The 24447-nt window shown below is 50.0% G+C and carries 25 protein-coding genes and 1 pseudogene; 15 read left to right on the top strand and 11 right to left on the bottom strand.

Translation table 11 applies throughout. The annotated features are described in order from the left end of the window. Positions 1–13: 13 nt before the first annotated feature. The 3 genes from QEN31_RS05565 to QEN31_RS05575 all read right to left on the bottom strand — a co-directional run bounded on the left by QEN31_RS05565 (position 14) and on the right by QEN31_RS05575 (position 4120). Positions 14–1297 carry an AAA family ATPase gene (locus QEN31_RS05565; RefSeq protein WP_001520831.1) on the bottom strand — a complete coding sequence of 428 codons (1284 nt, stop codon included), beginning with the start codon at positions 1295–1297 and terminating at the stop codon, positions 14–16. Between the two features lie 502 nt (positions 1298–1799). Continuing rightward, positions 1800–3869, bottom strand: a complete 2070-nt coding sequence (locus tag QEN31_RS05570; RefSeq protein ID WP_001520307.1) for a DUF927 domain-containing protein — start codon at positions 3867–3869, stop codon at positions 1800–1802. 35 nt (positions 3870–3904) lie between these two features. Continuing rightward, positions 3905–4120, bottom strand: a complete 216-nt coding sequence (locus tag QEN31_RS05575) for an AlpA family transcriptional regulator (RefSeq protein WP_000701821.1) — start codon at positions 4118–4120, stop codon at positions 3905–3907. A 450-nt stretch (positions 4121–4570) separates the two neighbouring features. On the opposite strand from QEN31_RS05575, the gene QEN31_RS05580 reads away from it, so the two are divergent. Further along, on the top strand, positions 4571–5398 hold the full coding sequence (locus QEN31_RS05580) for a hypothetical protein (protein ID WP_001161781.1): 828 nt from the start codon (positions 4571–4573) through the stop codon (positions 5396–5398). A gap of 334 nt (positions 5399–5732) precedes the next feature. Here QEN31_RS05580 and QEN31_RS05585 read toward each other — a convergent pair whose 3' ends face one another. The 5 genes and pseudogenes from QEN31_RS05585 to QEN31_RS05610 form a co-directional block, all read right to left on the bottom strand. Beyond that, positions 5733–6926, bottom strand: coding sequence for an SEC-C domain-containing protein (locus QEN31_RS05585; protein ID WP_000248794.1), 1194 nt, complete (start codon positions 6924–6926; stop codon positions 5733–5735). A 389-nt stretch (positions 6927–7315) separates the two neighbouring features. Continuing rightward, on the bottom strand, positions 7316–7954 hold the full coding sequence (locus QEN31_RS05590) for a hypothetical protein (protein WP_000203581.1): 639 nt from the start codon (positions 7952–7954) through the stop codon (positions 7316–7318). Position 7955: 1 nt separating this feature from the next. After that, positions 7956–9201: pseudogene (locus tag QEN31_RS05600) on the bottom strand (integrase domain-containing protein). A 328-nt stretch (positions 9202–9529) separates the two neighbouring features. Then, on the bottom strand, positions 9530–10555 hold the full coding sequence (locus tag QEN31_RS05605; protein WP_001585446.1) for a site-specific integrase: 1026 nt from the start codon (positions 10553–10555) through the stop codon (positions 9530–9532). Between the two features lie 3 nt (positions 10556–10558). Continuing rightward, positions 10559–11191: a phage repressor protein CI gene (locus QEN31_RS05610; protein WP_001749755.1), complete on the bottom strand. Its 633-nt coding sequence runs from the start codon at positions 11189–11191 to the stop codon at positions 10559–10561. A 119-nt stretch (positions 11192–11310) separates the two neighbouring features. Between QEN31_RS05610 and QEN31_RS05615 the strand changes: the two genes are divergently transcribed. Genes QEN31_RS05615 through QEN31_RS05625 form a run of 3 tightly spaced genes read left to right on the top strand, consistent with a single transcriptional unit; the run spans position 11311 to position 12342 of the window. Further along, a complete protein-coding gene (locus QEN31_RS05615; protein ID WP_023225961.1) occupies positions 11311–11559 on the top strand; it encodes a hypothetical protein in 249 nt (82 codons plus the stop codon). Between the two features lie 32 nt (positions 11560–11591). Beyond that, positions 11592–12101: a phage regulatory CII family protein gene (locus QEN31_RS05620; protein WP_001749756.1), complete on the top strand. Its 510-nt coding sequence runs from the start codon at positions 11592–11594 to the stop codon at positions 12099–12101. Positions 12102–12108: 7 nt separating this feature from the next. Then, positions 12109–12342: a phage filamentation protein Fil family protein gene (locus QEN31_RS05625; protein ID WP_000957775.1), complete on the top strand. Its 234-nt coding sequence runs from the start codon at positions 12109–12111 to the stop codon at positions 12340–12342. On the opposite strand, the gene QEN31_RS05630 is transcribed toward QEN31_RS05625, so the two are convergent. Continuing rightward, complete coding sequence (locus QEN31_RS05630; protein WP_000166366.1) at positions 12290–12748, bottom strand: hypothetical protein; 459 nt, start codon at positions 12746–12748, stop codon at positions 12290–12292. The genes QEN31_RS05625 and QEN31_RS05630 overlap by 53 nt on opposite strands. Positions 12749–12967: 219 nt before the next feature. Here QEN31_RS05630 and QEN31_RS05635 point away from each other — a divergent pair, with 219 nt between their 5' ends. The 8 genes from QEN31_RS05635 (at position 12968) to QEN31_RS05670 (ending at position 18531) form a co-directional block, all read left to right on the top strand. Next, complete coding sequence (locus QEN31_RS05635; RefSeq protein ID WP_000963195.1) at positions 12968–13309, top strand: DUF5347 domain-containing protein; 342 nt, start codon at positions 12968–12970, stop codon at positions 13307–13309. Positions 13310–13376: 67 nt separating this feature from the next. Continuing rightward, positions 13377–13610 carry a DUF2732 domain-containing protein gene (locus QEN31_RS05640; protein WP_080087212.1) on the top strand — a complete coding sequence of 78 codons (234 nt, stop codon included), beginning with the start codon at positions 13377–13379 and terminating at the stop codon, positions 13608–13610. Then, positions 13610–13837 carry a TraR/DksA family transcriptional regulator gene (locus QEN31_RS05645; RefSeq protein ID WP_000785509.1) on the top strand — a complete coding sequence of 76 codons (228 nt, stop codon included), beginning with the start codon at positions 13610–13612 and terminating at the stop codon, positions 13835–13837. The genes QEN31_RS05640 and QEN31_RS05645 overlap by 1 nt, the downstream gene beginning before the upstream one ends. Then, positions 13834–14691, top strand: coding sequence for a DNA adenine methylase (locus QEN31_RS05650; protein ID WP_080087211.1), 858 nt, complete (start codon positions 13834–13836; stop codon positions 14689–14691). Before QEN31_RS05645 ends, QEN31_RS05650 begins: the two co-directional genes overlap by 4 nt. After that, the gene (locus tag QEN31_RS05655; protein ID WP_080087210.1) at positions 14682–17090 is read left to right on the top strand and encodes a replication endonuclease; all 2409 of its coding nucleotides are present in this window, start codon (positions 14682–14684) and stop codon (positions 17088–17090) included. The genes QEN31_RS05650 and QEN31_RS05655 overlap by 10 nt, the downstream gene beginning before the upstream one ends. A gap of 161 nt (positions 17091–17251) precedes the next feature. Then, positions 17252–17440, top strand: a complete 189-nt coding sequence (locus QEN31_RS05660; RefSeq protein ID WP_001154443.1) for a hypothetical protein — start codon at positions 17252–17254, stop codon at positions 17438–17440. An 11-nt stretch (positions 17441–17451) separates the two neighbouring features. After that, positions 17452–17685 (top strand): DinI family protein, encoded by a 234-nt coding sequence (locus QEN31_RS05665; RefSeq protein ID WP_001217581.1) that lies wholly within the window; start codon positions 17452–17454, stop codon positions 17683–17685. A gap of 126 nt (positions 17686–17811) precedes the next feature. Further along, the gene (locus QEN31_RS05670) at positions 17812–18531 is read left to right on the top strand and encodes a hypothetical protein (protein WP_060633252.1); all 720 of its coding nucleotides are present in this window, start codon (positions 17812–17814) and stop codon (positions 18529–18531) included. A 361-nt stretch (positions 18532–18892) separates the two neighbouring features. Here QEN31_RS05670 and QEN31_RS05675 read toward each other — a convergent pair whose 3' ends face one another. Continuing rightward, the gene (locus QEN31_RS05675) at positions 18893–19945 is read right to left on the bottom strand and encodes a phage portal protein (protein ID WP_080087209.1); all 1053 of its coding nucleotides are present in this window, start codon (positions 19943–19945) and stop codon (positions 18893–18895) included. Further along, on the bottom strand, positions 19945–21711 hold the full coding sequence (locus QEN31_RS05680) for a terminase ATPase subunit family protein (RefSeq protein ID WP_079970105.1): 1767 nt from the start codon (positions 21709–21711) through the stop codon (positions 19945–19947). Before QEN31_RS05680 ends, QEN31_RS05675 begins: the two co-directional genes overlap by 1 nt. 142 nt (positions 21712–21853) lie before the next feature. On the opposite strand from QEN31_RS05680, the gene QEN31_RS05685 reads away from it, so the two are divergent. Genes QEN31_RS05685 through QEN31_RS05695 form a run of 3 tightly spaced genes read left to right on the top strand, consistent with a single transcriptional unit; the run spans position 21854 to position 24443 of the window. Continuing rightward, positions 21854–22687 (top strand): GPO family capsid scaffolding protein, encoded by an 834-nt coding sequence (locus QEN31_RS05685; RefSeq protein ID WP_000216276.1) that lies wholly within the window; start codon positions 21854–21856, stop codon positions 22685–22687. Positions 22688–22703: 16 nt separating this feature from the next. Beyond that, the gene (locus tag QEN31_RS05690) at positions 22704–23786 is read left to right on the top strand and encodes a phage major capsid protein, P2 family (RefSeq protein WP_079970106.1); all 1083 of its coding nucleotides are present in this window, start codon (positions 22704–22706) and stop codon (positions 23784–23786) included. 3 nt (positions 23787–23789) lie between these two features. Then, positions 23790–24443 carry a phage terminase small subunit gene (locus QEN31_RS05695; protein ID WP_023184685.1) on the top strand — a complete coding sequence of 218 codons (654 nt, stop codon included), beginning with the start codon at positions 23790–23792 and terminating at the stop codon, positions 24441–24443. Positions 24444–24447: the final 4 nt, after the last annotated feature.

Genomic DNA, 24447 nt, shown 5'->3' on the forward strand with positions numbered 1-24447 from the left:
TCACGGAGGCTGTTCATTGTCCCTCCATGTTTTTATTGTTATTCTCGAATAAATCGTAAGTTATATCCCAATTATTATTAACTATTTGAGGCGAGTGTGTAGCAATAATTATTTTAGAGAACTCATTAAGTTTTTGTATTCTTGCTATTGAATCAAGAAATTCTTTTTGCCAAGCAACATGTAAAGAGATTTCTGGTTCATCAATAAGAATTACTGAATTTTGTTTAGCTTTGAATATAAGATCAAAATAGATGACTATTTGGTTTTGCTCACCTGAAGATAAGTTACTTAATGATATTCTTTCTCCATTATCACTTTGAAAATAAAATCCATGCTCGTTACTGATCTTGATTTCTTTAAATGCAAGCATTTTTTCGTTCAATAAATTAACAAATAAATTTATTTTTTCAAATAATTCTTCATAAGGTGATAGTTTTTCTAAAGCATCTGAAATATACAGATTTAAAACGGTTGAGTACTCTTTTCCTAATGTTGCATTGCTGAATTTTCTAGGGATAAAAGTATCTTCAGACTTTATTATCCCGAACTTCATAAAAAGTTCTCTTTTTCTCTGAATGCCTATCAATCTGTCATTGATAGAAGTTGAAGATATATTTTCGTTAATGCTATCAAATAATCTTGCTGGAAATGTGGAGTCAAGTCTTTGGCTTATTTGTGCTGATTCCTCAGCAGCTCTTTTTATCAACTCAAGAAGGAAATTTGCTTGTGACTCGATTGCTGATTTTTCATTTTTTATATTCTCTATCCTTTGCGCTTTGATAAAAGTTAACTCTGCATTAGGAATGGATTTATCCAAGAAATCACTTTTATGATGCTTTTCTTTATGAAGTTTTATTTTTTTAATTTTATAGTAATTTAATATTTCCTCATGATTGTAAGATTTTAGTATAGGATCAGAATCTATGTTGTCACAGATTAATAGTTTATTATATATTTCATCAAAATAATCGACGTCAAGTTCTTTGTTTTTATTTAGAGTGAATACTTCCTGTCGTTTTTTATCGTTTACATAATCGACTACCGTAACTGCAACATTCTTATTTTTTTGTTTCTCTATACATAGTAATATGGTGTCAAGTTCAAATTTTATTTCTTCAAATCGCAAATCAAAGAAAAAATCTATATTTTTATTTAAAATGTTGTCAATTATCTTTAAAAGCATGGTTTTTCCGTAACCATTTGGTCCGGTAATAATAATTGTTTCTGAGTTCCCTAAATCAATATCATAGTTTAAAATTCCGAACAAATTATTTACAGATATTCTTCTGAGTTCCATTGCAGTTCTCGACTTTTTATTAATGTTAGCAATGATTATATTATGAATATAAGATAAGGGGAATAGTTAATGATATCAATATATTAAATTGTTACTGTAACGTGAAATCTCGCTTCTAAGCGCTTGAAATGTACGTTGTTGTTATTGCTTCAACTTCGTATGTTGTTTATGTTTCGGAATTTTTCGGGCAAGTCCGTTCCCCTTCTTCTCCCTTCCTTTCAGCCTTTGCCTTTTCACTCCCTTTTCGCCATTTTCATTCATTCTGTTTTTGAGGTGGTACAGGTGGGACAAGTGGTACAACCGCGCCAGCCGTGGCTTTGCGCTGTACCACCTGAAAAATGCCAGTCGGAAAAGTGGGACAGATTTAGCAACGGCTGTCCCACCCTGTACCACTTTTTTTTAATCAAATTCTCTAAGGTGGGACGCTGTAACCCTCGCCAGCTCTGCGTGTACCACTTGTCCCACCCTGTACCACCTTTTTTTAAGACACGTTAGACTGCACTCAGATACTGAGGATGCGGGAGGTAAGCCGGTAAACCCTGGTTTTGCCGATCTCCGGCAGGCGAACCTGCGACTGGTATTTCCCGTCGCTGCCGGGCTGCAGGCATTCTGCTTCCTGGCATAATCTGGCCGCCCTGGCGGGACTGAATCCCCGGCATATTTCCCGCCAGCCCTCCGGCAGGATGAAGAACAGTGTGTGTTCCTCGCCCGTCAGCGGATCTTTTTCCACCCGGCGAAAGCCTGCCATATTCAGCGGGCGGTCCGGGCCATCCCACGAGGCAAAGCGGCTGTACTGGTGCGCGGTGATAAACCGTTTGATCTGCGCCAGCACGCCTTCATCTTCCTGGTTGGCAATATGGCCGCGCTCGTTCAGCCAGGCGTGCAGGCAGATCTGCACCGCCTCATACGCCGTGCCTTTCTGCCAGCCCGTGATGCCGTGCAGCGTCGCTATCTCTCCGGCCGCCGCCAGCAGGGCAAAACGGGCCACGATGCGCTGCACCTGGTTTCCAGCGTTGTCCGGCATCAGGGCGTTCTGGTAGCGGCGAAGTAACTCTCTCGCTAGCGTGGTGCTGGCGTCTTGGTCGTGGGTGAGGAAGGCCAGCCAGGCACGAAAGGCGGTGCCGTGAAAGCGGGCCACCCTGTCGCAGAGGGTATCGGCGAACTGCTGGCCGCTGGCAAAGCCGTGTAGTTGCTCAAACGCGCCATGCTGCCCGGTGTCGCTGGGGATTTGTACCATGCGCACGTCCATCCCGGCGTAGATACGCTCCCCGGCGCGTTCGGTGTGTTCCGCCAGCGACAGCTCCCCGGTGGAGAACAGCAGCAGCGTCCAGTGCCTGCGGTTGCGTACCTCGCCGTCGGTGCGGGCGCGCCCCTTGCCCTGGCCGTTTGCCAGCATATAGGCAATCATCCCGGCTTCACGCGGATCCACTTCGCGCAGTTCATCGAGCGGCAGCAGGGCATCATTGTGGCGACTGGCAATTCCCTCCAGCGCATTCCCGGTGGCCCGCCAGGAGTGCCAGTAATCCGTGCCACCGCAGACGGAAGCGGCCACTTTCATCACCGTGGTCTTGCCATCGGTGGACTCACCGCGCAGGTGGAAACCCCCGCCACCCGTTCCGGTCAGGCGCAACAGCGGGGCGGCCAGCGCACAGCAGACGGCAAAGACCAGACGCGAGTTGCCTGCACAGAGTGCGGCGACCTGCTCCTGCCACTCTGCCAGCGTCCCTGCCTGCGCAAAGCCACCAGTCAGGTAGTGGCTGCCCTGAAGGATGACATTGTCGCCATCGGGACCGATAACTTCATCCGGGAGCACGTATACCCCGTTGTGCCAGCCGGTTTTCTCCACGCAGGTGACCCGGCGTCCGGGGAGTGACCGTGAGATGTATTCGCACAGCAGGCTGCGCAGGGCGGGGCGGGTGGAGATATTGGTCAGACCGTTCTCCAGCAGGATGCGCCGCAGCTCCTCGCCGTTGCCGCTGAGCATCGCCATCGGCATGGCCCAGCGCCGCAACTGCCCGGTGGTGGTGTGCCATTCCAGCAGTCGGCCATAGCTGCCGTCATGGCTGTCGCAGGTGATGGCGGTGACGCGCAGAGGGGAACAGATGCGCTGGGGCTGGACGTCGCTTTCGCCGTCGCGCCGTTCGGTGAGCTTGTCAAACCACAGCGCCTCTTCATCGAGGCGGAAGTGATCCGGCAGGATATCGGAAGGCCTTTCCTGTCGCAGGCGTTCAAGCTGCCCGGTCCAGTTCTCCAGTAACTCACCGTCAGGGCTCATCAGCCGGGCCATCTGCACACCCGCGTGCGCCAGTTTTACGGCAATTTTCAGCAGATCTTCTTCACTGATATCGCCGGTGCGAAGTACCCGGACGTAGAGCGTGTCGGGCCTGATAATGGTCAGATTGCTCAGATCGGCCAGTTCATTCGGGCCGAGTACCATCGGAGGAACATCATCTTCCCGGTCGGGATCTTTTCGCCACACGCGTGAGGTTTCCCATGCCAGGCTTCCGGCAAGGATCACCACTTCGAGCGTGCGGTCCGGAGACTGCTTACAGAGAAAGGGCGCGCGTTTCATGATGGGGTATCAGTCGACTCATCCCTGAGCGTGGATTAACGGATGACGGTGCGGCGCTGTTGCCACTGACGGATTTCCGCAGCATCGAAGACCACCAGTCGGGAAGAGAGGTGGACGGGGCGGGGAAAGTCGGTGTCTTTAATCAGGCGGTAAACCGATGATTCACTCATCGCCAGAAACTGGACCACCTGCCGCATACGCACGTTGCCGCTTTCGGGAAAAGCATCGTTACTGTCAGCACGGATTTTCATGATTGCACCTCACGGGAACAGAGTGTCGAGGCGGTTATAGCGCGGAACGGGGAGGGGAGGTATAGGTCCGGGTGAAAAAGTTAAGTCCGGATAGAAAGTAAAGAGTCCGGGAAGATTTTCTTTGCCATCAAAACTGATGGTGTTAGATTAATTTATTGAAAATAAATGGTTTTTATCCAGTTGAGCTCCGTCGAGATAATATTTGCTATGGTTAACGAATGGCAACGCACGACTACAAACACTTCACAATAGCTGCCGCTATCTCATCGTCAGTTGTAAGCGAGGAAGCTGTTAACTGTTCTAACCACTGATGATGGCATTACTTAAGTTGCGGTGTGTTAATCAACAGGGGCAGTCAGAAGAACTAACAATTTAATATTTTCTGTTATTGTGGTAACGCCAAGTTTCATATAACTTAGATAAGTAAATGTTGTTGAATTTACTCTAATTATGCAAGGTTTGACTATGGATGATATCTCATTATCTATTGCTAGAAACATGTTTCATCTCCAAGTCTATGAGTCTGACGGAGTTCGCTTTGAGGACTTGTTTTCAAAAATAATGTACTATAAGTCGCCAGATTTTCAGCAGGTGAAGCCTTATGGAAATATTGGAGACAGAAAGAATGATGGTTTTATTAAGGGGCAGGGGGTATATTATCAGGTGTATGCACCAGAAGATGCATCTAATAATGTACTAGCTGCTGTTAATAAAATAAAAGATGATTTTGAAGGGTTAAGGGATTACTGGCATGATATATGTCCTATTAAAAAATATTACTTTGTCTTAAATGATAAATATAAGGGTTCCTTACCGCAGTTGCACAAGGAATTAATTGTTTTGCAAAGTGATTTTAACTTAATTGATACTGGAGTTATTGTAGCGAAAGATCTTGAACGTGAACTTTTCAACTTACCAGATGACATGATTCGTTCAGTTGTTGGGCACCTGCCAGACATTGATCATGAAGAATATATGTTTGTATCTGGCTTTACTTGTTTCATCTCTGCTTGGATTAATTTTGAAAAAATTGCAAGGCATAAGGTTTTTTCGGCTAAACAACCTAATCGCCCTCTTTTTATAGGGAAAGTAGTCAATGCTTTAGTAAAAAACAAAATAATTTCTAGGCAAGATGCAACTTTTATTAAAAAAATTACTGAGGTTAGAAATAGTCTTGTACATGGGGTTTCGATGTTAGTCCCTAAGAAGAATGAAATCGATATGTTAATTTTCATTACTGAAAAAATAAAACCAGCTGGTGTATGTAGGCTAGATTAAATTTAATGAGTGAATTGATAGAATATATGTTTATTTTTTACTCCGATTGTGACTGGATAAAATACTACGATGGAAACTCCTAATGGCCGCATTACAACGATTGTGACCTGTTCATTAACGGAGAGCAGGTCAATTACAATTGGGGAGAGTACCCAGTTACTATAGCCTATCTGCAGATAGCATCCCTAACCTGATAACCTCCGCTTAAGCGGAAATCAGCAGCCTACATCAGTTTGTCGAAAGATGCCGATCTGGCAGCAAAAGGCGGTGACATCTTATCGTTACAATTTCGGTACAACTGATTGGCCCGTTTTTTCTAATGGCATTAAAGCATTCAACTGGAAATCTCGCTGTTGCTGTATCTTATCTCTGCAAGCGCAGCAGAGTTATAATCAACTGAATGATCGACGCGTAATGTAGAATTATCAAAAAAGTCAACACCCGACATAATCATATTGCCGATATTCTCTCGCTGTTTGTCACTGAGGCTGTCCCACCACTCAGGAGATGAGTATGTATTTTCAGCTTTTGTGAAGAAAAAATACAGGAGGGTGTTGAAAATCCTGTCAGTTTGAACCTTAATTAGTGATCGCACAAAACGTCTGATAATTGCTGAAGTTCCCAGCCAACTGAACACTACATATCCCTTACCTTCGCTGGAAAAAGCATTGAAGCAGACCTGTTCCGCCGACACGGTAAGATCGTTCAAATCCTGAATTTTGGTCCCATCAAAATCCCTCTCCGGTGAAAGAATTGACGAAACCGCAATGGGTAATGGTTCTGAAAACGTGAAGACAACACTTTCAATTTCTGAAAACTGTCTGTTAAGCAGAATGCGGTCGAGGCTAGTTTTAAGATTATTTAGTTCAGTTATTGCTGCATTCAAACCGCTTTGATGCAGGCTGACAAATTCCTGAATATAGACTTGTTCGGCCTGTAACTTTCCTTTATCGGCATTTTTAGCAAAATCGGAAGACCGTCTTCCCCCCTCCTTGGCGTAAATTTCTTTAGATAACGAACGAAACATTAGGGCAAAACACTGCTCATCCGTGCCTGTAAATTTTTCGTTCTCTAGACATGAAAATAATATTCTGTCATGAACTGCACAAAATCCGGTAAAAGTGGATGCCTGATTGATACCAATCTTCTCTGGAACCCATCTTCCGTTGTTTTTTATCAGGCTCGGCAGGTTCATTACCACTCCCATAACATGATTACTAGAGTCGGCGATCGCCTTAAGGCTACTGCTCTTAGAAAGCGTGTGCGCCTGAACGATACGTTTGTCACAATCTTCGTGCATGGATGCTGGTGCATAACACGCCTTTCTCTGCGAATTAGACTTTGAAAATTTCAGGGCTTCGGCTTTAGATACCGGCATTTCACGGTCTCGATCGAGATGGCATTTTTTATACTTAAGTCCTGATTTGCACCAGCATTTATCATTTCTTCCTAACTTCACCTTATCGTTTTCCACGAAATTAATACTCCCTGACAAAACATTCACTGAAAAATAGGGGTAATTTACCACTCCAGTAGGTAAAAGATCACCTGCTATATGCTAAGCAATAAATCTTCCTAGCATCATAATCCCTCTCTATCTCAAATCAGGAGTTAACTATGTGCGGAGGAGTGGCTAAATTAGGTAGCTAATATACATGAATTTACCTACTAATAATGGATACACGTATATAAGTGAGCCCCACCCTCAACCTGAGGTCGCTCAATCATGACAGTACAACATCAACCCGCATTAATGACCAATATCCGTAGATTAAATGTTACACAAGCAACGTCCCCCTTGATTAAGGATAGCGTTGCATCAACCTATTGAACTCACAGGACGAAGCAGACTATACGTCTGAGCTTTCAGATTTTATTCGGTTCGCTGCATCTTACACAGATATCAATTACCTATACTCACTTTTCTCTTTCCATCTTCAACACCTCATAAAATGTCCCCCGTCCAAGCCCATCCGACGGCAATTCCTGTTCCTTAGCCAGCGTCTTCAGCTTTCGAAGTATCTGGTCAGAAGCCGGTTTATCCGACGTCCCATAACGCCCATCAGTCTCCTCAACCAGAAGCTGAACCAGCAGCCAGCAGAGTCGGGCAGTATTCTCCCGTGCTTTGTCGCGCTTATGCATTCCACGCAGGGAAGGTTGTGTTGAAGCCGTGAGATCCGGTAGTGCGTCGTCGCCGAGCGTCTTCAGCCACTTGCGGCCACGGCTATTACGCGACAGTTTCATCACCGCCTTCAGGCTACGGTCTTTTACTTCTGACGGCGTCAGTTCGTCATCAATAAGCCGCCAGGCCAGGGCAAACATCTCATCGGCATAGAACATGCGCTTGTTCGCCGGGGCACTGACCATGCCTGTTGCCTTAATGGTCCGGCTGATGGCGTCGTGCAGGATACGGTAGTTTTCCTGATGTTCTTCCGGCAGGGCGTTTGCAGGTTGGGAAGCATCGAGGCCTAGAAGCAGAAGGGCGAGATGCCGCGCTTCCAGAAGCGGCATATCACATTCCCGTTCAAACAGATTCTGACGAATGGGACTGGTCACATTATTCTCCTTCCACGATTTGCAGCGGTTCTTCTGCACCGAGCAGCGCCTGCCGTCTGGCGGCATCAACGTAGTTTCCCCACCACTGCATCAGCGGTCGCCTTTGTTCCAGATAGTCGCTGCGGTTGTAGGCCGCTTCGATCTCGTCTTCTTTCTGGTGTGCCAGCACAGATTCCAGGACTTCACGGGGAAAATGACCTGCGCCTGCGGTCCTGGCGGCTGCGCATGCCGTGGGCGACCAGTTCGCCGCCGAACCCCATGCGGATAAGCGCGGCGTTCGCGGTCTGCTGGTGCATATGCTCCAGTGGTTTGCGGATGCTGGGGAAGACCCACGGACGATGGCGGCTGACGGGCTCCATGATCTGAAGAACGCGCAGCGCCTGTTTGCTAAGCGGCACCGTGTGCGAACGGTTCATCTTCATAAAGGTATCGGGGATGCGCCATTCTGCTTTTTTCATGTCGATGTCGCACCAGCGGGCGCTGACGGCCTCGCCGGGGCGAACCCAGGTCAGTAGCTCCCATTCGATAAGGCAGCGGGTTTCCTTGCGGATAGAAGCGTTCTGTAGCGCCAGCATTAGCCTGCCCAGTTCACTGGGGTGAAGGGCGGGCATGTTCTGCTTTTTTGGTTTCTTGAAGCGGGCGACCAGGTTGTCAGCCGGATTGAATTCGATGAGCTCTTCGGAGATGGCAAAACGGAAGATTTCATTAAGCCGTGAGATGACTCGCCGCAGCGTTTCGAGGATGCCCTGTTCTTCCAGCGGGGTGAGGTGTTCCTTGAGCATCTTCGGGCGGATCTCGGTAACGGGTGTGTTACCCAGAGAGGGGAAGACGTGCATCTCCAGCGAGCGCCAGACATCTTTGGCGTGATCTTCGCTAAGATCGCTGGTCCGTTTCTTCTCTTTGAGCCACTGTTCCGCAACTTTTTCCAGCGTGCATTCATTCTGGATGCGTTTTTCTTCAGCTATTCCTGCTAAGTGTTGACGGGGATCGATGCCCTGATAGAGCAGTCGTCTGTATTTCGTGCGAGTTTCGCGAGCCATGGCCAGTGTAACGACCGGGTAAGGGCCAAGGCTGGTTTTGGTGCGCTTTTTGGTGACGGGATGATAATACTCGAAATGCCAGGCCTTCCTCCCTGAAGTCTTAACCAGCAAGTACAGGCCTTCACCGTCCCGTAGCTCATAGTCTGTGCTACGGGGCTTCGCGCCAGCGATCTCCACATTTGTTAAGGGTTTCAGTTGGTTAGGCATGTTTTAGCACCACGCTTTTTTAGCCCCACGATACCGTGGTGCTAAACATGGTGCCAAAAGCTCAAGATTCATACAGAGATCATGACCACACATGCAACAAAAAAGCCTGCAACTCATTGAAGTTACAGGCTTTTTTAAGGTTCATGATGCATCATGAATGAATGTTTGGTGGAGCTGGCGGGAGTTGAACCCGCGTCCGAAATTCCTACATACCATTTTCACACTAACAAAAACAGATATTTACTTTTAAAATCATTATCTTATTGGTTTTTGTGTTTGTCAGATTTTATGCGATTTTAAGTCTTTGCCGCCAAAGTGCCGCCATCAATTAGCGGTTCCAGTTGAGGTTATGAAGCGGGTTTTTTGTCACGGCATCTTCCAGATGATCGGGCGCAAAGTGGGCGTAAATCATCGTCATTTTTATGTCTGCATGACCCAGAATATCGCGCAATACCAGTATGTTTCCGCCGTTCATCATAAAATGACTGGCAAACGTATGGCGCAGTACGTGAGTGCATTGGCCTTCCGGCAGGTCAATACCGGCTCGTTTTACTGCGCGTTCAAAGGCTTTTCTGCATGGCGTGAATAACTTCCCTCTGTTTTTGGGGAGTTCATCGTACAGTTCCTGAGATATCGGTACGGTTCGGTTTTTCTTGCCTTTGGTTTTGGTATAGGTGATCCGGTATTTTGATAACTGATGGCCCTGCAGATTTTCGGCTTCACTCCATCGTGCACCGGTAGCCAGGCAAACTTTTGTGATCATCAGCAGGCTGGGGCTTTGAGAATCTGCGCAGGCATCAAGCAGGCGTTTAATTTCGTCCGGGGCCAGGAACGCCAGTTCCCCCTCTGCGATTTTGAACGTTGGCAGCCCGGCGAGCGGGTTAGGGGCTGACCAGTGGCCCAGTTTTTTCAGTGTGCCAAAAACGGATGATAGGTTGCGTTGTTCAAGGTTTACCGTGCGGGGCTTTACTGGCGACATTAGCGCGCCATCTTCGTTACGCACCTCGCCTTTTAATCGTGCTTCACGATATTTCGTAAAGTCACCGGCGGTTAATTCAGAGGCGATGGGATCGCCCAGCCCATTGCAGATAATGTGCAGTTTCGCCATCAGGCGTTTGGGGTCCGCGAGCGTCTGGCCGTAAAGGGAGTGCCACTGCTCAATCAATTCTGATAAACGCCGCCGATCTTCCTTTTCCCCCAGCCATGGTTTTTTGTTCACTTCGTCCATAGTGAAATTTTCAAATGCTATGGCCTCGCCTTTTGTCGCAAATTGTTTGCGCACTCGCTTGCCGTCACGCCCGTTTGGGTAGCACTCACACAACCATTTTCCGTTAGGCTGCTTTCTGATCGTCATGGTTTAAAGGTTCTTGATCACTTTAACTGCGCGACCGATGGCTTCAATATCATCCACGGAGCACTCAAAGGATGTTTCATCTTGGTGAACCACAATCTTATTGCCTGGAACGCGAGCAATCTTGACGATGCTTTTAACCCCATCCATATCAACAAGCCAGTAGCCGTTGCTAATTTGTTTCACAGATGTATCTACAACAAACCAATCGGCTTGCGTTTTAATGAATAATGAATCATTTGGTTCTCCATCCACCAAGCTCCTATCCAGCAAAATCTCACCTTCTGCTTTCAATTCGCCATTCTTCAGCTCTGCTTGCTTAAGACTTGGAGCCACAATCTTCGAAAGCGGACGAAGTGTGATCGATGATTCGTTTACGGGATTTTTTTCACGGTCTTGTGAGGCGAACATTTCTCCTTGCCCTGTTGCTAGCCATAGCAATGACGCGCCTGTTTCTAAAGCACATTGAATTACCCATTCTGCAGGGAAGCTATCGCGTAAGTTCCTGTTTGCCATTGTACTTTTAGATATTTTTAAGTGATCAGCCAAGGCTTGCTTAGTGGTAAATCCATACGCTTTCAGCAATCTTTCAATTGCTTCTCTTCCTCCCGAATTGGGACCTGCGTGTATGTTAATCATCAAATACTCCATTGACGACCACATAAAGTGATCGTAGTATCAGCTAACTCCCGAATTGGGGAATCCCGTAAAGTAACCTAAAACCAGCTAAAACTTAAAAAACTAAGAGATAGTGCACTATGAGTACTGAGATTTCAATTCGTGTACCAAAAGTCATAGCTACGCCAGCAGAGTTCGCAGAATGGGAGGGGTACTCCCGTGGCTCGGTTTATCAGATGATTCATCACGGTAAACTTGCTAACTACATTGAAAAAAAAGAAAAAAATAAAGGCCGTGTCTTCATTCTTTATCTCAAATACAAAAGAGATCAGGCGCGTAAGAACATGGAACAGTCAGCCTTCAATTACAACGTTGTTGTTGGTCAGTAAGTTCCATTATGCGAACTTTCTGAGGGGGTATCATGTTTGATTACAAGATTTCCAAACATCCGCACTTTGACGAAGCCTGCCGGGCTTTCGCGTTGCATCACAACATGGCAAAGCTGGCAGAACGCGCGGGAATGAACGTCCAGACTCTGCGCAACAAACTGAACCCGGAGCAGCCGCATCAGCTCACGCCGCCTGAAATCTGGCTGCTTACCGATCTGACTGAGGACTCTACCTTGGTTGATGGCTTCCTGGCACAAATTCACTGCCTGCCATGTGTGCCGATGAACGAAGTGGCAAAAGAGAAGCTGCCACACTACGTCATGAGCGCTACTGCTGAAATCGGACGTATTGCTGCCGGTGCTGTATCGGGTGATGTGAAAACTACTGCAGGCCGCCGCGATGTTATCAGTAGCATCAACTCTGTTACTCGCCTAATGGCACTGGCTGCCGTTTCCATACAGGCACGTTTGCAGGCTAACCCGGCGATGGCAAGCACAGTGGATACCGTGACTGGCCTCGGCGCTTCATTCGGTCTGATCTGAGGTGGCTATGCTGACTAGAGAACCATCTTTTGCATCACTTCTCGTTAAGCAAAGCCCAGCAATGCACTACGGTCACGGCTGGATTTATTTACCTTGCGGAAAAAAGTGGCATCCATGTATTGAACTGTCTCCCCGGCAGCAGGCTGTCCGGGGAATAGGTAAAAAGAGATTGCTACAACGTCTAAGTTTTAACGTGGCAGGCATCCTGCAAACCAGGCGAAAAGCTTTTCCTGGAAGCTGAGCTTAGTGTCGTCAGACCGACCACATGCAATAGCTGCTCTTTTGTAGGCTGGATTTAACAAAGAACCGAAAGGTGCGGAATCAGAGTGATGCAGTGTTTTCAATTTTTGTGCAATCAGTTCCGGGGTCAATTCATCCCCAGCATAAAGCAATTCACCGTACTGACGGCTTTGTACGCTAGCACGCTCGGAAATAATTGCGGGTTGCCACACAAGTTGAATTGTTGCGATTACAACAACAGGCAAAGCGAATACCCATTCCAGCCCGGTATCGGCTATGACAGCAGTACCGCTAATAATCTGAATAGCAGTCATCAATTTGTCAGCCCTACCGTGAAGTGTCGCCGTCATAAGCTCAAGGTAATAGCAGTAATGCAACTGGAAATATTCGGAGCTTTGTTTAGTCATGCCGGATTCCTATTTTTTATCTTGCCCCGGTTCTGGCTTAGGTGCAGGGGCAGGACGAGGCAATACATGGAAGTTGTCAGAGTCTGACATCAGGTTTCTCCTTCGAGGGGTAGGTGATTGTTGGCGCAAATAGTCTACCACTAAGGCACGCGCCGGGCGTGTGAAAAAATTCCCGGCACAACTTCAAATAGGTATATGTACGACGAGATAGGAGGGGGAATGGCTATTGATGGCCCGGTGGCGACAGTTCCATTAAGCCCCGGCAAACGCCTGGATGGGTTGAATCATATTGCTGAATTACGCGCAAAAGTGTTCGGCCTGAATATTGAGTCGGAGCTTGAAAGGTTCATTGAAGATATGCGCGACCAAAGGGATGTTAACAATAAACAAAATGAGAGGGCACTGGCAGCCATATTCTATATGGCAAAGATTCCAGCAGAACGTCATAGCGTCAATATTAGTGATCTGACTACTGACGAAAAGCGGGAACTGATTAAAGCAATGAATCATTTTCGTGCAGTGGTGAGCTTATTTCCAAAACGGCTAACCATGCCGAATTAACCCACAACAGAAATTAATGGCGTAAACCCGCCGGGCTTCTTATTGCCCAAATTCAGGAGAAACAACAATGCGAAATATTGAAACCCGTATCACTAAAACCGGACCAGATGATGCTGGCCTTAATCAGTTGCTGACTGATGCGCGCATGGAAGAACGCCGTGGACGCGCTGATTTGATGGCAGCACGTCTGGACTCTTTGGCTGACCATATCGTGTCACGTCAGCTTAACCACACGGAAGCGGCTGAGCTGCTGCGTCAAGAAGCGGTGAAGATTCAGAACGAAGCGCAGGAGATCCACTGATGGCTGATTCAATGGACCTCGTACAGCAGCGCGTTGAAGAAGAACGCCAGCGCCACATCCATACCGCCCGCAATAAAACGCCGGGCGTTTCCCGTGTTCTCTGCATTGATTGCGATGCACCGATCCCGCCAGCACGCCGCCGCGCCATTCCGGGCGTGCAGTGCTGCATCACCTGTCAGGAAATCGCAGAGCTGAAAGGCAAACACTACAACGGAGGTGCTGTATGAGCACCATCATGAAATGGGCGGGTAATAAAACCGCCATCATGGCAGAACTGAAAAAACACCTCCCAGCAGGCCCGCGACTGGTTGAACCTTTCGCGGGTTCATGCGCTGTGATGATAGAGACAGACTATCCTCATTATCTTGTCGCGGATATTAATCCAGACCTGATTAATCTCTATCAGGTGATTAAGAATGATGTTGAATACTTCATCAAAGAGGGCAGATATCTTTTTGAAGCCCGTAATGATCCAGAGGCATATTATAAGACGAGACAGGAGTTTAACTTGCGCCATGGTGGCGCAATTGAACGGGCATTGTATTTCTTATATTTAAATCGCCATGGTTATCGCGGACTGTGTCGCTATAACTTGGACGGTTATTTTAATGTTCCTTACGGTAATTATAAAAAGCCGTACTTCCCTGAAAACGAAATACGTGCATTTGCAGAAAAAGCAAAACGCGCAACGTTTATCTGCGCCAGCTATGACGAGACACTGGCACTGCTGCAAACGGGTGATGTTGTCTATTGCGATCCACCATATGACGGCACGTTTAACGGATATCACACAGCTGGTTTTACAGAGAATGATCAGTTCCATCTGGCGTCTATTCTTGAACGCCGGTCATCAGAAGGTCATCCGGTTATCGTGTCCAACAGCGATACGTCTCTGACCCGTTCGCTTTATCGTGATTTTACTCGCCATCGTATAACCTCTAAGCGCAGCATGGGCGTGGATGCCGGTGATAGTAAAACTGCAGTAGAAATCATCGCCACAAAATCAGCATGCTGGTTTGGTGTTGATTTGGCGTCTGGTCCTGATATCTCGGTGGAAACTGAGGTGCGGGCGTGGCAGTGAGTAAAATCACATTACATTATGTACAAACCACCGGCGGCTCGAATGAGGCCGCCGCAGCCTTTCCATGGAATACCCCAAAAAAAGCGGTTAACCCGTATCTGGACACGGCGGAAGTTGCGCCGGAGTCTGCGCTTTCAAACCTGATCGCTCTTTACGCTGCGGATAACGAGCAGGAGCAGTTGCGCCGTGAGAGGCTGAGCGATGAGGTCTGGGAACGCTATTTCTTCAATGAATCCCGTGATCCTGTCCAGCGTGAAATGGAGCAGGATCGGCTGATTAGCCATGCCAAAACGGCGCGTGAGCAGCAGCGTTTTAATCCCGATCTGGTCATTATTGCCGATGTGGGCGCCCAACCGGCGCATATCAGCAAGCCGCTACTTGAACGGATTAAATATTTCCATAGCCTGGGCAGAGCAAAAGCTTATTCCCGCTACCTGCGCGAAACAATCAGGCCGTGTCTTGAGCGGCTGGAGCGCGTGCGTGACAGCCAGGTATCTGCGTCTTTCCGGTTCATGGCGAGCCACGACGGGCTGGAGGGGCTGCTGGTACTCCCTGAAATTAATCAGGATCAGGTCAAACGCCTATCCACGCTGGTTGCGGCACATATGAGCATGTGTCTTGATGCGGCCTGCGGTGATCTGTTTGTCAGTGACGATGTTAAACCAGAAGAAATCCGCCAGGCATGGGAAAGGGTTGCTGCAGAAGCCATGCGCCTTGAGGTCATCCCGCCAGCCTTTGAGCAGTTGCGCCGCAAAAAGCGCCGCCGTAAGCCGGTGCCTTATGAACTGATCCCACCGTCGCTGGCCCGTATGCTGTGCGCGGACTGGTGGTATCGCAAATTGTGGCAGATGCGCTGCGAGTGGCGGGAGGAGCAGTTGCGCGCCGTCTGCCTGGTCAACAAGAAAGCCTCACCGTATGTCAGCTACGAAGCCGTGATCCACAAACGCGAGCAGCGCCGCAAATCGTTGGAGTTCTTCCGCTCGCATGAGCTGATCAACGAAGACGGCGACACGCTGGACATGGAAGACGTGGTGAACGCCAGCAACAGCAACCCGGCGCACCGCCGTAATGAAATGATGGCCTGTGTTAAGGGGCTGGAGCTGATCGCGGAAATGCGCGGAGACTGCGCGGTGTTTTATACCATCACCTGCCCGTCACGCTTCCACGCAACCCTCAACAACGGCAGACCTAATCCGAAGTGGACCAGTGCCACTGTCCGGCAGAGCAGTGACTATCTGGTTGATACGTTCGCCGCTTTCCGCAAGGCAATGTACAAGGCCGGGTTGCGCTGGTACGGCGTCCGCGTTGCAGAGCCGCACCATGACGGCACCGTGCACTGGCATCTTCTGTGCTTCATGCGCAAAAAAGACCGCCGTTCCATCACCGCGCTGCTGCGTAAGTTTGCCATCCGTGAAGACCGCGAGGAGCTGGGCACCAATACCGGGCCGCGCTTCAAGTCCGAGCTAATCAACCCGCGCAAGGGCACGCCGACCAGCTACATCGCCAAATACATCAGTAAGAACATCGACGGGCGCGGGCTGGCTAAAGAAATCAGCAAAGAAACCGGCAGATCACTGCGTGACAGCGCCGAGCATGTCAGCGCCTGGGCGTCACTGCACCGTGTCCAGCAATTCCGTTTCTTTGGTATTCCGGGGCGTCAGGCATACCGTGAGCTGCGCTTGCTGGCTGGTCAGGCGGCGAGAGTGCAGGGCGAACGCAAAGCGGGTGCGCCGGTACTGGATAATCCGCGTCTGGATGCGGTACTGGCAGCTGCAGATGCGGGTTGCTTTGCCACCTACATCATGAAACAGGGCGGTGTACTGGTTCCCCGCAAACATCACCTTGTCCGCACAGCTTATGAGCGTAACGACGAACCGAGCGCCTACGGCGATCACGGTATCCGTATCTATGGCATCTGGTCCCCGATTGTAGAGGGCAAAATTTGCACGCACGCGATGAAGTGGAAAAAGGTTCGTAAGGCCGTTGACGTTCAGGAGGCGGCAGCCGACCAGGGCGCTTGCGCCCCTTGGACTCGTGGCAATAACTGTCCCCCTGTTGAAAATCTGAACGAATCAGGGGGTGATTTACCCGATATTAAAACCATGGATGAGAAGGAGCTGCAGGAATATCTCCACAACATGGGCCAGAAGGAACGGCGGGAGCTGACAGCCAGGTTAAGGCTGGTAAAACCGAAGCGGAAAAAAGCATACAAACAGACTATTTCGGATCAGCAGCGCCTGCAGCTTGAGGCAGAACTGAGTTCCAGAGGGTTCGATGGCAGCGAGCCAGAGATTGACCTGCTTCTGCGCGGCGGCAGCATTCCGTCAGGTGCCGGGCTGCGTATTTTTTACCGCAACCACCGCCTGCAGGAAGATGACAAATGGCGTCAGTGGTACTGACGGCAATGCTTTAACAATTCATGCTCTTAACGACCTTCGTAAGAGCGTTCTCATTGACGGATAAAAAATATTTTACTTTTGGATATCAGGGGTATACTGTACGCATAAACAGTGGATATACATACAGTTAATGTGTGTCCGAGGTCGTGATAGGAGGGAAGATGCAGGACTATCTTTTGGAGTCGTTGAAGCTCCAGCGCATTGATTTTTTTATTAAGCTTGTAGCGGCTAGTGAGTGCAGTGACGAAGAGAAGCGGCTGGCTATTCAGTGGGTATCAGAGTTGACTGACGAACTCATGGCGAAAATCCGCAGCCATGAATACTGCCGGTCCATGGACGTCACCAGTTAGGGGGAATCTGTATGCGCATTGAAATAATGATCGATAAAGAGCAGAAGATTAGCCAGTCCACGCTGGACGCCCTTGAAACCGAGCTTTACCGTAATTTGCGCCCTCTGTACCCAAAAACAGCAATTCGTATCCGTAAGGGCAGCGCCAACGGCGTTGAGCTGAGCGGGTTAAAGCTGGATGAAGATAAAAAGCGAGTGATGGAAATTATGCAGCAGGTCTGGGAGGACGACAGCTGGTTACATTAGCGAACGTTGCGGATGATAAAACTGGTTTTTACCGTCCGCAAGGTTGAACAACGAGCTGTGCGAGGCGTTAGTTGATATAGTTATCAGCATATAAAAATAGGCTTCCCGAAGTTTAAAGGTAAGGTTATGACAACTATTAACAAGCATGGGTTATCTAGAACAATTCCAGAACCAGTCAAATTGGAAGTAAGACAGCGCTGTGGGTTCGGTTGTGTTGTTTGTGCTTCTCCCATTGTTGAGTATGAACACGTAATTCCCACATACGCTGATGCAAAGGAGCACTGTCCAAATGCAATAGCACTACTTTGTCCCACGTGCCATGCAAAAGTAACTAAACGTCTTTACTCAAAAGAGAAAATAATCAAAGCAATGGAGTCTCCTGCAGCCTTACAAAAAGGAAAGGTTGCTGATATATTGGATTTTTCTGATAGGCATCCAACAATAATATTTGGTGGTGCGACTTTTGAATCCTGTACTGTACCGATAATGTTTAAAAATGAGCCATTGTTAACTATTGAAAAAGAAAATAATGCCTTTCTTATTTCGGGTAGATTTTACGATAGTCAAGGTGTTGTTAATCTTGAATTAGTTAAGAATGAGTGGATTTGTAGTGCAAAACATTGGGATGTTCAGGTCGTGGGTCCAAGAATAACTATTATAGAAAAAAAGAAAGGTCCTCGTTTAATTATTAAAGTTGATGCACCTGAGAGATTGATTGTGGAAAGATTAGATATGTTGGTTAAGGGGACAAGGATTGTAGGAGATGAACACAAGCTAAGAGTAGGTTCACATCAATTTCACAACTGTGGGGCTTCAAATTGCAATGTTGGTTTCTGTTTCGGATAACCAAGGTTGATCAAAAGGCTATTTCCTAAAAGTTAAATTTTTCGTACGTTTTAGTCAACGCATGTCTATGCCGCATGAAATCGCATGATCGTTTGTGGATCGTTTTGCTGAGGCCCGCCAGAACTGGCGGGCTTTTGCTTATGTCATGCAGGTGCATGAAAACCACTACACAAAGCGGGCAGGCGTGGCGGGGATACGAGCGCGCGCAACGGGGTGAAATGGTGAAAATCCGGCACAATATCAGGCACGCTAGCGGATTCAATCTCTAAGGGGAAGGGATCAGCAGCAAAAAAGAAGCGCCCCGCAGAATGCTGCTGGGGCGCTATGAATGGGCATCTCTTTGAAGTGGTGTTGAGGTGGGTTAGTTGCGCTTGCTTTTTAAACCTAGGTCGTAAGGCTCAAAACGGATCACTTCTTCGCCCAGCCAGTCGTTAAGCTCCTGCAGCCGCTTCTGCAGCGGCATCAGCTCGTTGCGGACAAAGACGCGGCTGGCCTTTTCAACATCACCAAAGCCGCCGGTATTGTTGGGAATAATGCCCATCATTTGCGGCGGTACGCGGTGCGCTGCCATCATGTCATCGCGGCTCACGTTCTTGATGTTCAGAAACTCATCTTTCGCCGCAACCTCTGATAACGGGATGATCTGGATGCCGTCCTTTTTGCCGTTGGGCGAATACATAAACAGATTGCGGAAGTTGCCCGGCCCTTTGGCGCTTTTCATTGCCTGGCGGATATTGTTCACGTCCTCCTGGTTCTGCGCGGCGTCAGTCATGTACATGATGAAGCCTGCATGGCTGCCATTGATGTAATACTTCCGGCGAAACAGCGTTGCGGACTCGTTGAGCAGGGTTGACGGGATGGCGGAGAGATAGCCGGGCAGCCCGTAAATCTCCTGGTTAATATCCGGCTCCAGCAGATGAAAGATGTTGCCCTGCGTAAATTCATAGGGCTGTGTGGTCAGGCCATACTGCACAAACCAGTAGGTGTTGAGGTCAACGCCTCGCCGTGTGTACTTCGCCAGTGCTGGCTCAAGTGAGAGAACGCCGCCGAGCCGGTTCGTGCGTTTCTCCAGGTAGGCGTTACCAAAAACCAGATAGTCCTGCACAAAACGTGAAAAAGCCTGCTGGCTGAGCAGCGGGTGAGGGATGTAAGTGCTGGTCAGAATGTTGCATTTCACCGCAATTGGTGAGCTGTGATGTATGGCTGCGCGGAAGGTGCGAGCCAGCCCATCAAAACTGACCGGCGGTTCATACCATCTGTCCATCTGTACACATTCTACATAGTCCAGCAGCTCGCGGCGGTCCAGTACCGGGAGCGGATCGCCAAAGCTGAACGTTTCGGCGTGAGTTGTATTCTTCTGCAGTTCGGCCTCCTGCACAGGCACGGTGCTGGTCAGGTCGTCGTGTTCACTCATCAAAAAATCTCCACAATATTGCTGGTATTGGCGGCTTCGCCCTGCAGCGGTTCGTTAAACAGTGCGTGCATCGTTGCCCAGGCCAAATCTGCGTGACTGGCTTCTTCGCTGCGGCTGGCTTCGTAGGTAGGGCGGTTGCCGCTGGCGGTGGTGGCCCGGCGGATAGCCATAAAGGACTGCGCAATGTCGGTGTGCCCCGCGTCAAACTCCAGACGGCGGTGGCTGATAATGTCGTATGCCTTGAGCACCAGGGCATTTTTGACGTTGGGGTTGTAAACAAACTCCCGCACGGCAGGAAAGAACGCTTTCACGTTCTCGTAGACACCGTGACCGACGCCGGTCGAGTCGATGCCGATATAGGTCACGTTGTACTGCTGCGTCAGTTTTTTAATGGCGTCAGCTTGGGCGCGGAAGTCCATCCCGCGCCACTGGTGATGCTCAAGAATGCGAAACTTACCGCCTGGCACGGCTGGCGGTGCCACCACCACGCATCCGGCGCTGTCGCCGTTCTGCGTACCTTTTGCTGGGTCATAACCGATCCACACTTCGCGCCAGCCAAACGGGCGCAGGGCCAGAGCATGAAAGTCGGTCCAGACTTCCCAGCTGTCCACCATGCACGCCTGCAGCTCGCTGAGCGGGAACACGGACGCGAGATCGTCCACGAACTCACACATCAGCAGGTTCTGGTATTCGTCCGGGCTGTACTCCATGCGCAGCTGGTCGAGGTCGAACAGGTTACAGCCGCCGCGTACTGCATCTTCCACGGTGACTATCTGGCGATATTGCCCGTCTGCACACAGCAGGCCGGGGGCCAGATTGCTGTGGGACAGGTCGATGTCCACCTTGTCGGCTTTGCTGCGCCCACGGTTGAACAGCGCACCGGACCAGAACGGATAAGCACTGTGTGTCAGGCTGGATGGCGTGGAAAAATAGGTTTGTCGCCATTTTTTGTGAATAGCCATACCGGAAGCCACTTTGCGCAGCTCCTGGAATTTCGGTATCCAGAAATATTCATCAAGGTACAGGTTGCCGTGGTAGCTCTGCGCCGTACGGGCGTTGGTGCCGAGAAAGTACAATGCTGCGCCATTGGGTAGCACCATAGGATCGCCTTTCAGCTCCACCTCAACTTCTTTGGCAAAGTCGATGATGTACTGCTTAAAGACGTGCGCCTGTGCCTTACTGGCAGAAAGGAAAATCTGGTTGCGTCCGGTCAGCAGGGCGTCAATCAATGCTTCACGGGCAAAATAAAACGTGGCGCCAATCTGGCGCGACTTGAGCAGATTACGGATGCGGTTTGTTTTTCCTGCTTCAAACCAGTGACGCTGATAGTCGAACATTGAGGCGTGGAAGACTTCTTCCAGCTTTTCGATCTGTTCGTCGGAGAAAACGTTCTTTTCCGGCTGCCTGCGCGGACCTTTGTTACGGTTGGCTACTTTCGGGTTTAAATCTGCCTCGTTCCCGCCGTCGTTAAATTTTCCGATCCGGGCGTGACGCTCTGACTGGCGCGCCAGCAGGTCAATTTCCTTGAAGTCTTTCCCTTCTTTCTGCTCCTTCATGATGAGCTGGCAGTAACGTGCGGCGGTGGTGAGCTGCATCTGATCCAGCGGCCCATAGTCGCCCCACTTGTCGCGTTTTTTCCAGCTGTGAACGGTTGCAACTTTTTCGCCCAGCATTTCAGCAATGCGGGCTACGCGGTATCCCTGAAAGTACAGCAGCATGGCCTGCCTACGGGGATCGAGGTCTGCGGGGGTCAGTGTCGTGTTCATGGCCCAAACATACGGCCTTGGATGGCGGCTTTCCCCGGCTGCGGTTTGTGTGGTTTACCGTACAAATACAGCGCGTTGTCTCACTCCCCCTATCACCGCAAACATAAGGCTCCAGTAAGTTATTTCTAACGGAGCACGGCTCATGACAGTGAAAGCAAAGCGTTTCCGCATCGGGGTGGAAGGTGCCACCACTGACGGGCGCGAGATCCAGCGTGAATGGCTGGTACAGATGGCTGCCAGCTACAACCCGACGGTCTATACCGCGCTGATTAACCTTGAGCACATCAAGTCTTATCTGCCGGAGAGCACTTTTAACCGCTATGGCAGGGTGACGGGGCTGGTTGCAGAAGAAATCCAGGACGGCCCGCTGGCGGGCAAGATGGCACTTTATGCCGATATCGAACCCACTGACGCCCTGGTGGAACTGGTGAAAAAAGGCCAGAAGCTTTTCACCTCCATGGAGGTCAGCACGAAGTTTGCCGACACCGGCAAAGCCTACCTTGTGGGGCTGGGTGCGACGGACGATCCTGCGAGCCTTGGCACCGAAATGCTGGCTTTCAGCGCCAGCGCCGCACATAACCCGCTGGCAAACCGTAAGCAGAACCCTGAAAACCTGTTTTCGGAAGCTGTCGAAACGCTGATCGAACTGGAAGAGGTCCAGGACGAAAAGCCGTCCCTCTTTGCCCGCGTCACCGCGCTGTTCACCAAAAAAGAGCAGACCGATGAGGCGCGTTTCTCCGATGTGCATAAAGCCGTGGAACTGGTCGCCTCCGAGCAGCAGAACCTGAGCGAGCGCACTGATAAATCCCTGTCCGAACAGGACAAGCGCCTTTCTGAGCTGGAGTCCTCCCTGCAGGAACAGCTGGCCGCCTTTGCCGAGCTTGAGCAGAAGCTTAGCAGCGAAGACAGCCGTAAAGACTACCGCCAGCGCGCGCCGGGCGGTGACGCACCGGCAGGCACCCTGACCAATTGCTGATGGAGCATAAAACCCGATGAAAAAGAAAACCCGCTTTGCCTTTAACGCTTACCTGCAGCAGTTGGCGCGCCTGAACAGTGTGGAGGTTGAAGAACTCTCTAGCAAGTTTACCGTGGAGCCGTCCGTGCAGCAGACGCTGGAAGACCAGATCCAGCAGTCCGCCGCTTTCCTGACGCTGATTAACATCACGCCGGTCACTGAACAGTCAGGACAGTTGCTGGGGCTGGGCGTGGGCAGCACCATTGCCGGAACCACCGATACCACCACCAAAGAGCGCGAGCCTACCGATCCGACGCTGATGGAAGACGTGGAATACAAATGCGAACAGACCAACTTTGATACGGTGCTGACCTACGCAAAACTGGACCTGTGGGCCAAGTTCCAGGACTTCCAGGTGCGTATCCGCAACGCCATCGTCAAGCGTCAGGCGATGGATCGCATCATGATCGGCTTTAACGGCGTGAAGCGCGCCAAAACCTCAAATCGTGCTGAAAACCCGCTGCTGCAGGACGTCAATAAAGGCTGGTTACAGAAAATCCGCGAAGACGCGCCGGATCATGTTATGGGCAGTAAAACCGCAGAAGACGGCACCACTACTGCGGAGCCGGTAAAAGTAGGTCCGGGTGGTAAGTATGTAAACCTTGACGCGGTGGTGATGGATGCAGTCAACGAGCTGATCGATGTGGAGTATCAGGATGATGACGAGCTGGTTGTTGTCTGTGGTCGTGAACTGCTGTCTGACAAGTATTTCCCGCTGGTCAACAAAGAGCAGGACAACAGCGAAAAAATTGCCGCCGATATGATCATCAGCCAGAAACGTATGGGCGGCCTGCAGGCTGTGCGTGCGCCTTTCTTCCCGGCAAATGCATTGTTAATCACCAGACTGGATAACCTGTCCATCTACTGGCAGGAAGACACCCGCCGCCGTTATGTTATCGACAACCCGAAACGTGACCGGATTGAAAACTTTGAATCCGTTAACGAGGCGTATGTGGTCGAGGACTACCGCTGCGCGGCACTGGTGGAAAACATCGAAATGAGTGATTTCACTCCGCCTGCCGCACCTGTTGTAGCCGCAGAGTCAGGAAATGGAGAGTAACGCATGAGCCTGAGTCCCGCACGGCAGCACCGCCTGCGCATTCAGGCCGAACAGGCCGCCCGTGAGGGCGGCAGTGTTCGCCGCCATGCGTCTGGCTATGACCTGATGCTGCTGCAACTGGCAGAAGATCGCCGTCGCCTTAAAGGCATCCAGTCCACGGTGAAAAAGGCGGAAATCAAGGTGGAGCTGCTGCCGAAATATTCCGCCTGGGCGGAGGGCGTGCTGGCTGCCGGAGGTGCGCAGCAGGATGACGTGCTGATGTACGTGATGCTGTGGCGTATCGATGCCGGTGATTATGCCGGTGCGCTGGAAATCGGGCGCCATGCGCTGCGCCATGGCTGGGTGATGCCGCTGGGCAACCGTAACGTGCAGACCGTGCTGGCAGAAGAAATGGCAGACGCGGCGCAAAGCGCTCTGCTGGCCGCTGTCGGTTTTGATGCCGATCTGCTTCTGCAGACGCTGGACCTGACAACCGATCTGGATATGCCGGACCAGTCGCGGGCGCGTCTGCATAAAGCCATCGGCGCTGTACTGAGCGAAAGCAACCCGGCGTCTGCCCTGAATCACCTTACCCATGCGCTGCAGCTTGATCCCCGCTGCGGTGTGAAAAAAGAAAAGCAGCAGCTGGAGCGCAGGCTGCGCAATGACAGCCGCTAACGAA

This window comes from Salmonella sp. SA15303 (genome assembly GCF_029962125.1).
In the GTDB taxonomy this organism is placed as follows: domain Bacteria; phylum Pseudomonadota; class Gammaproteobacteria; order Enterobacterales; family Enterobacteriaceae; genus Salmonella; species Salmonella enterica.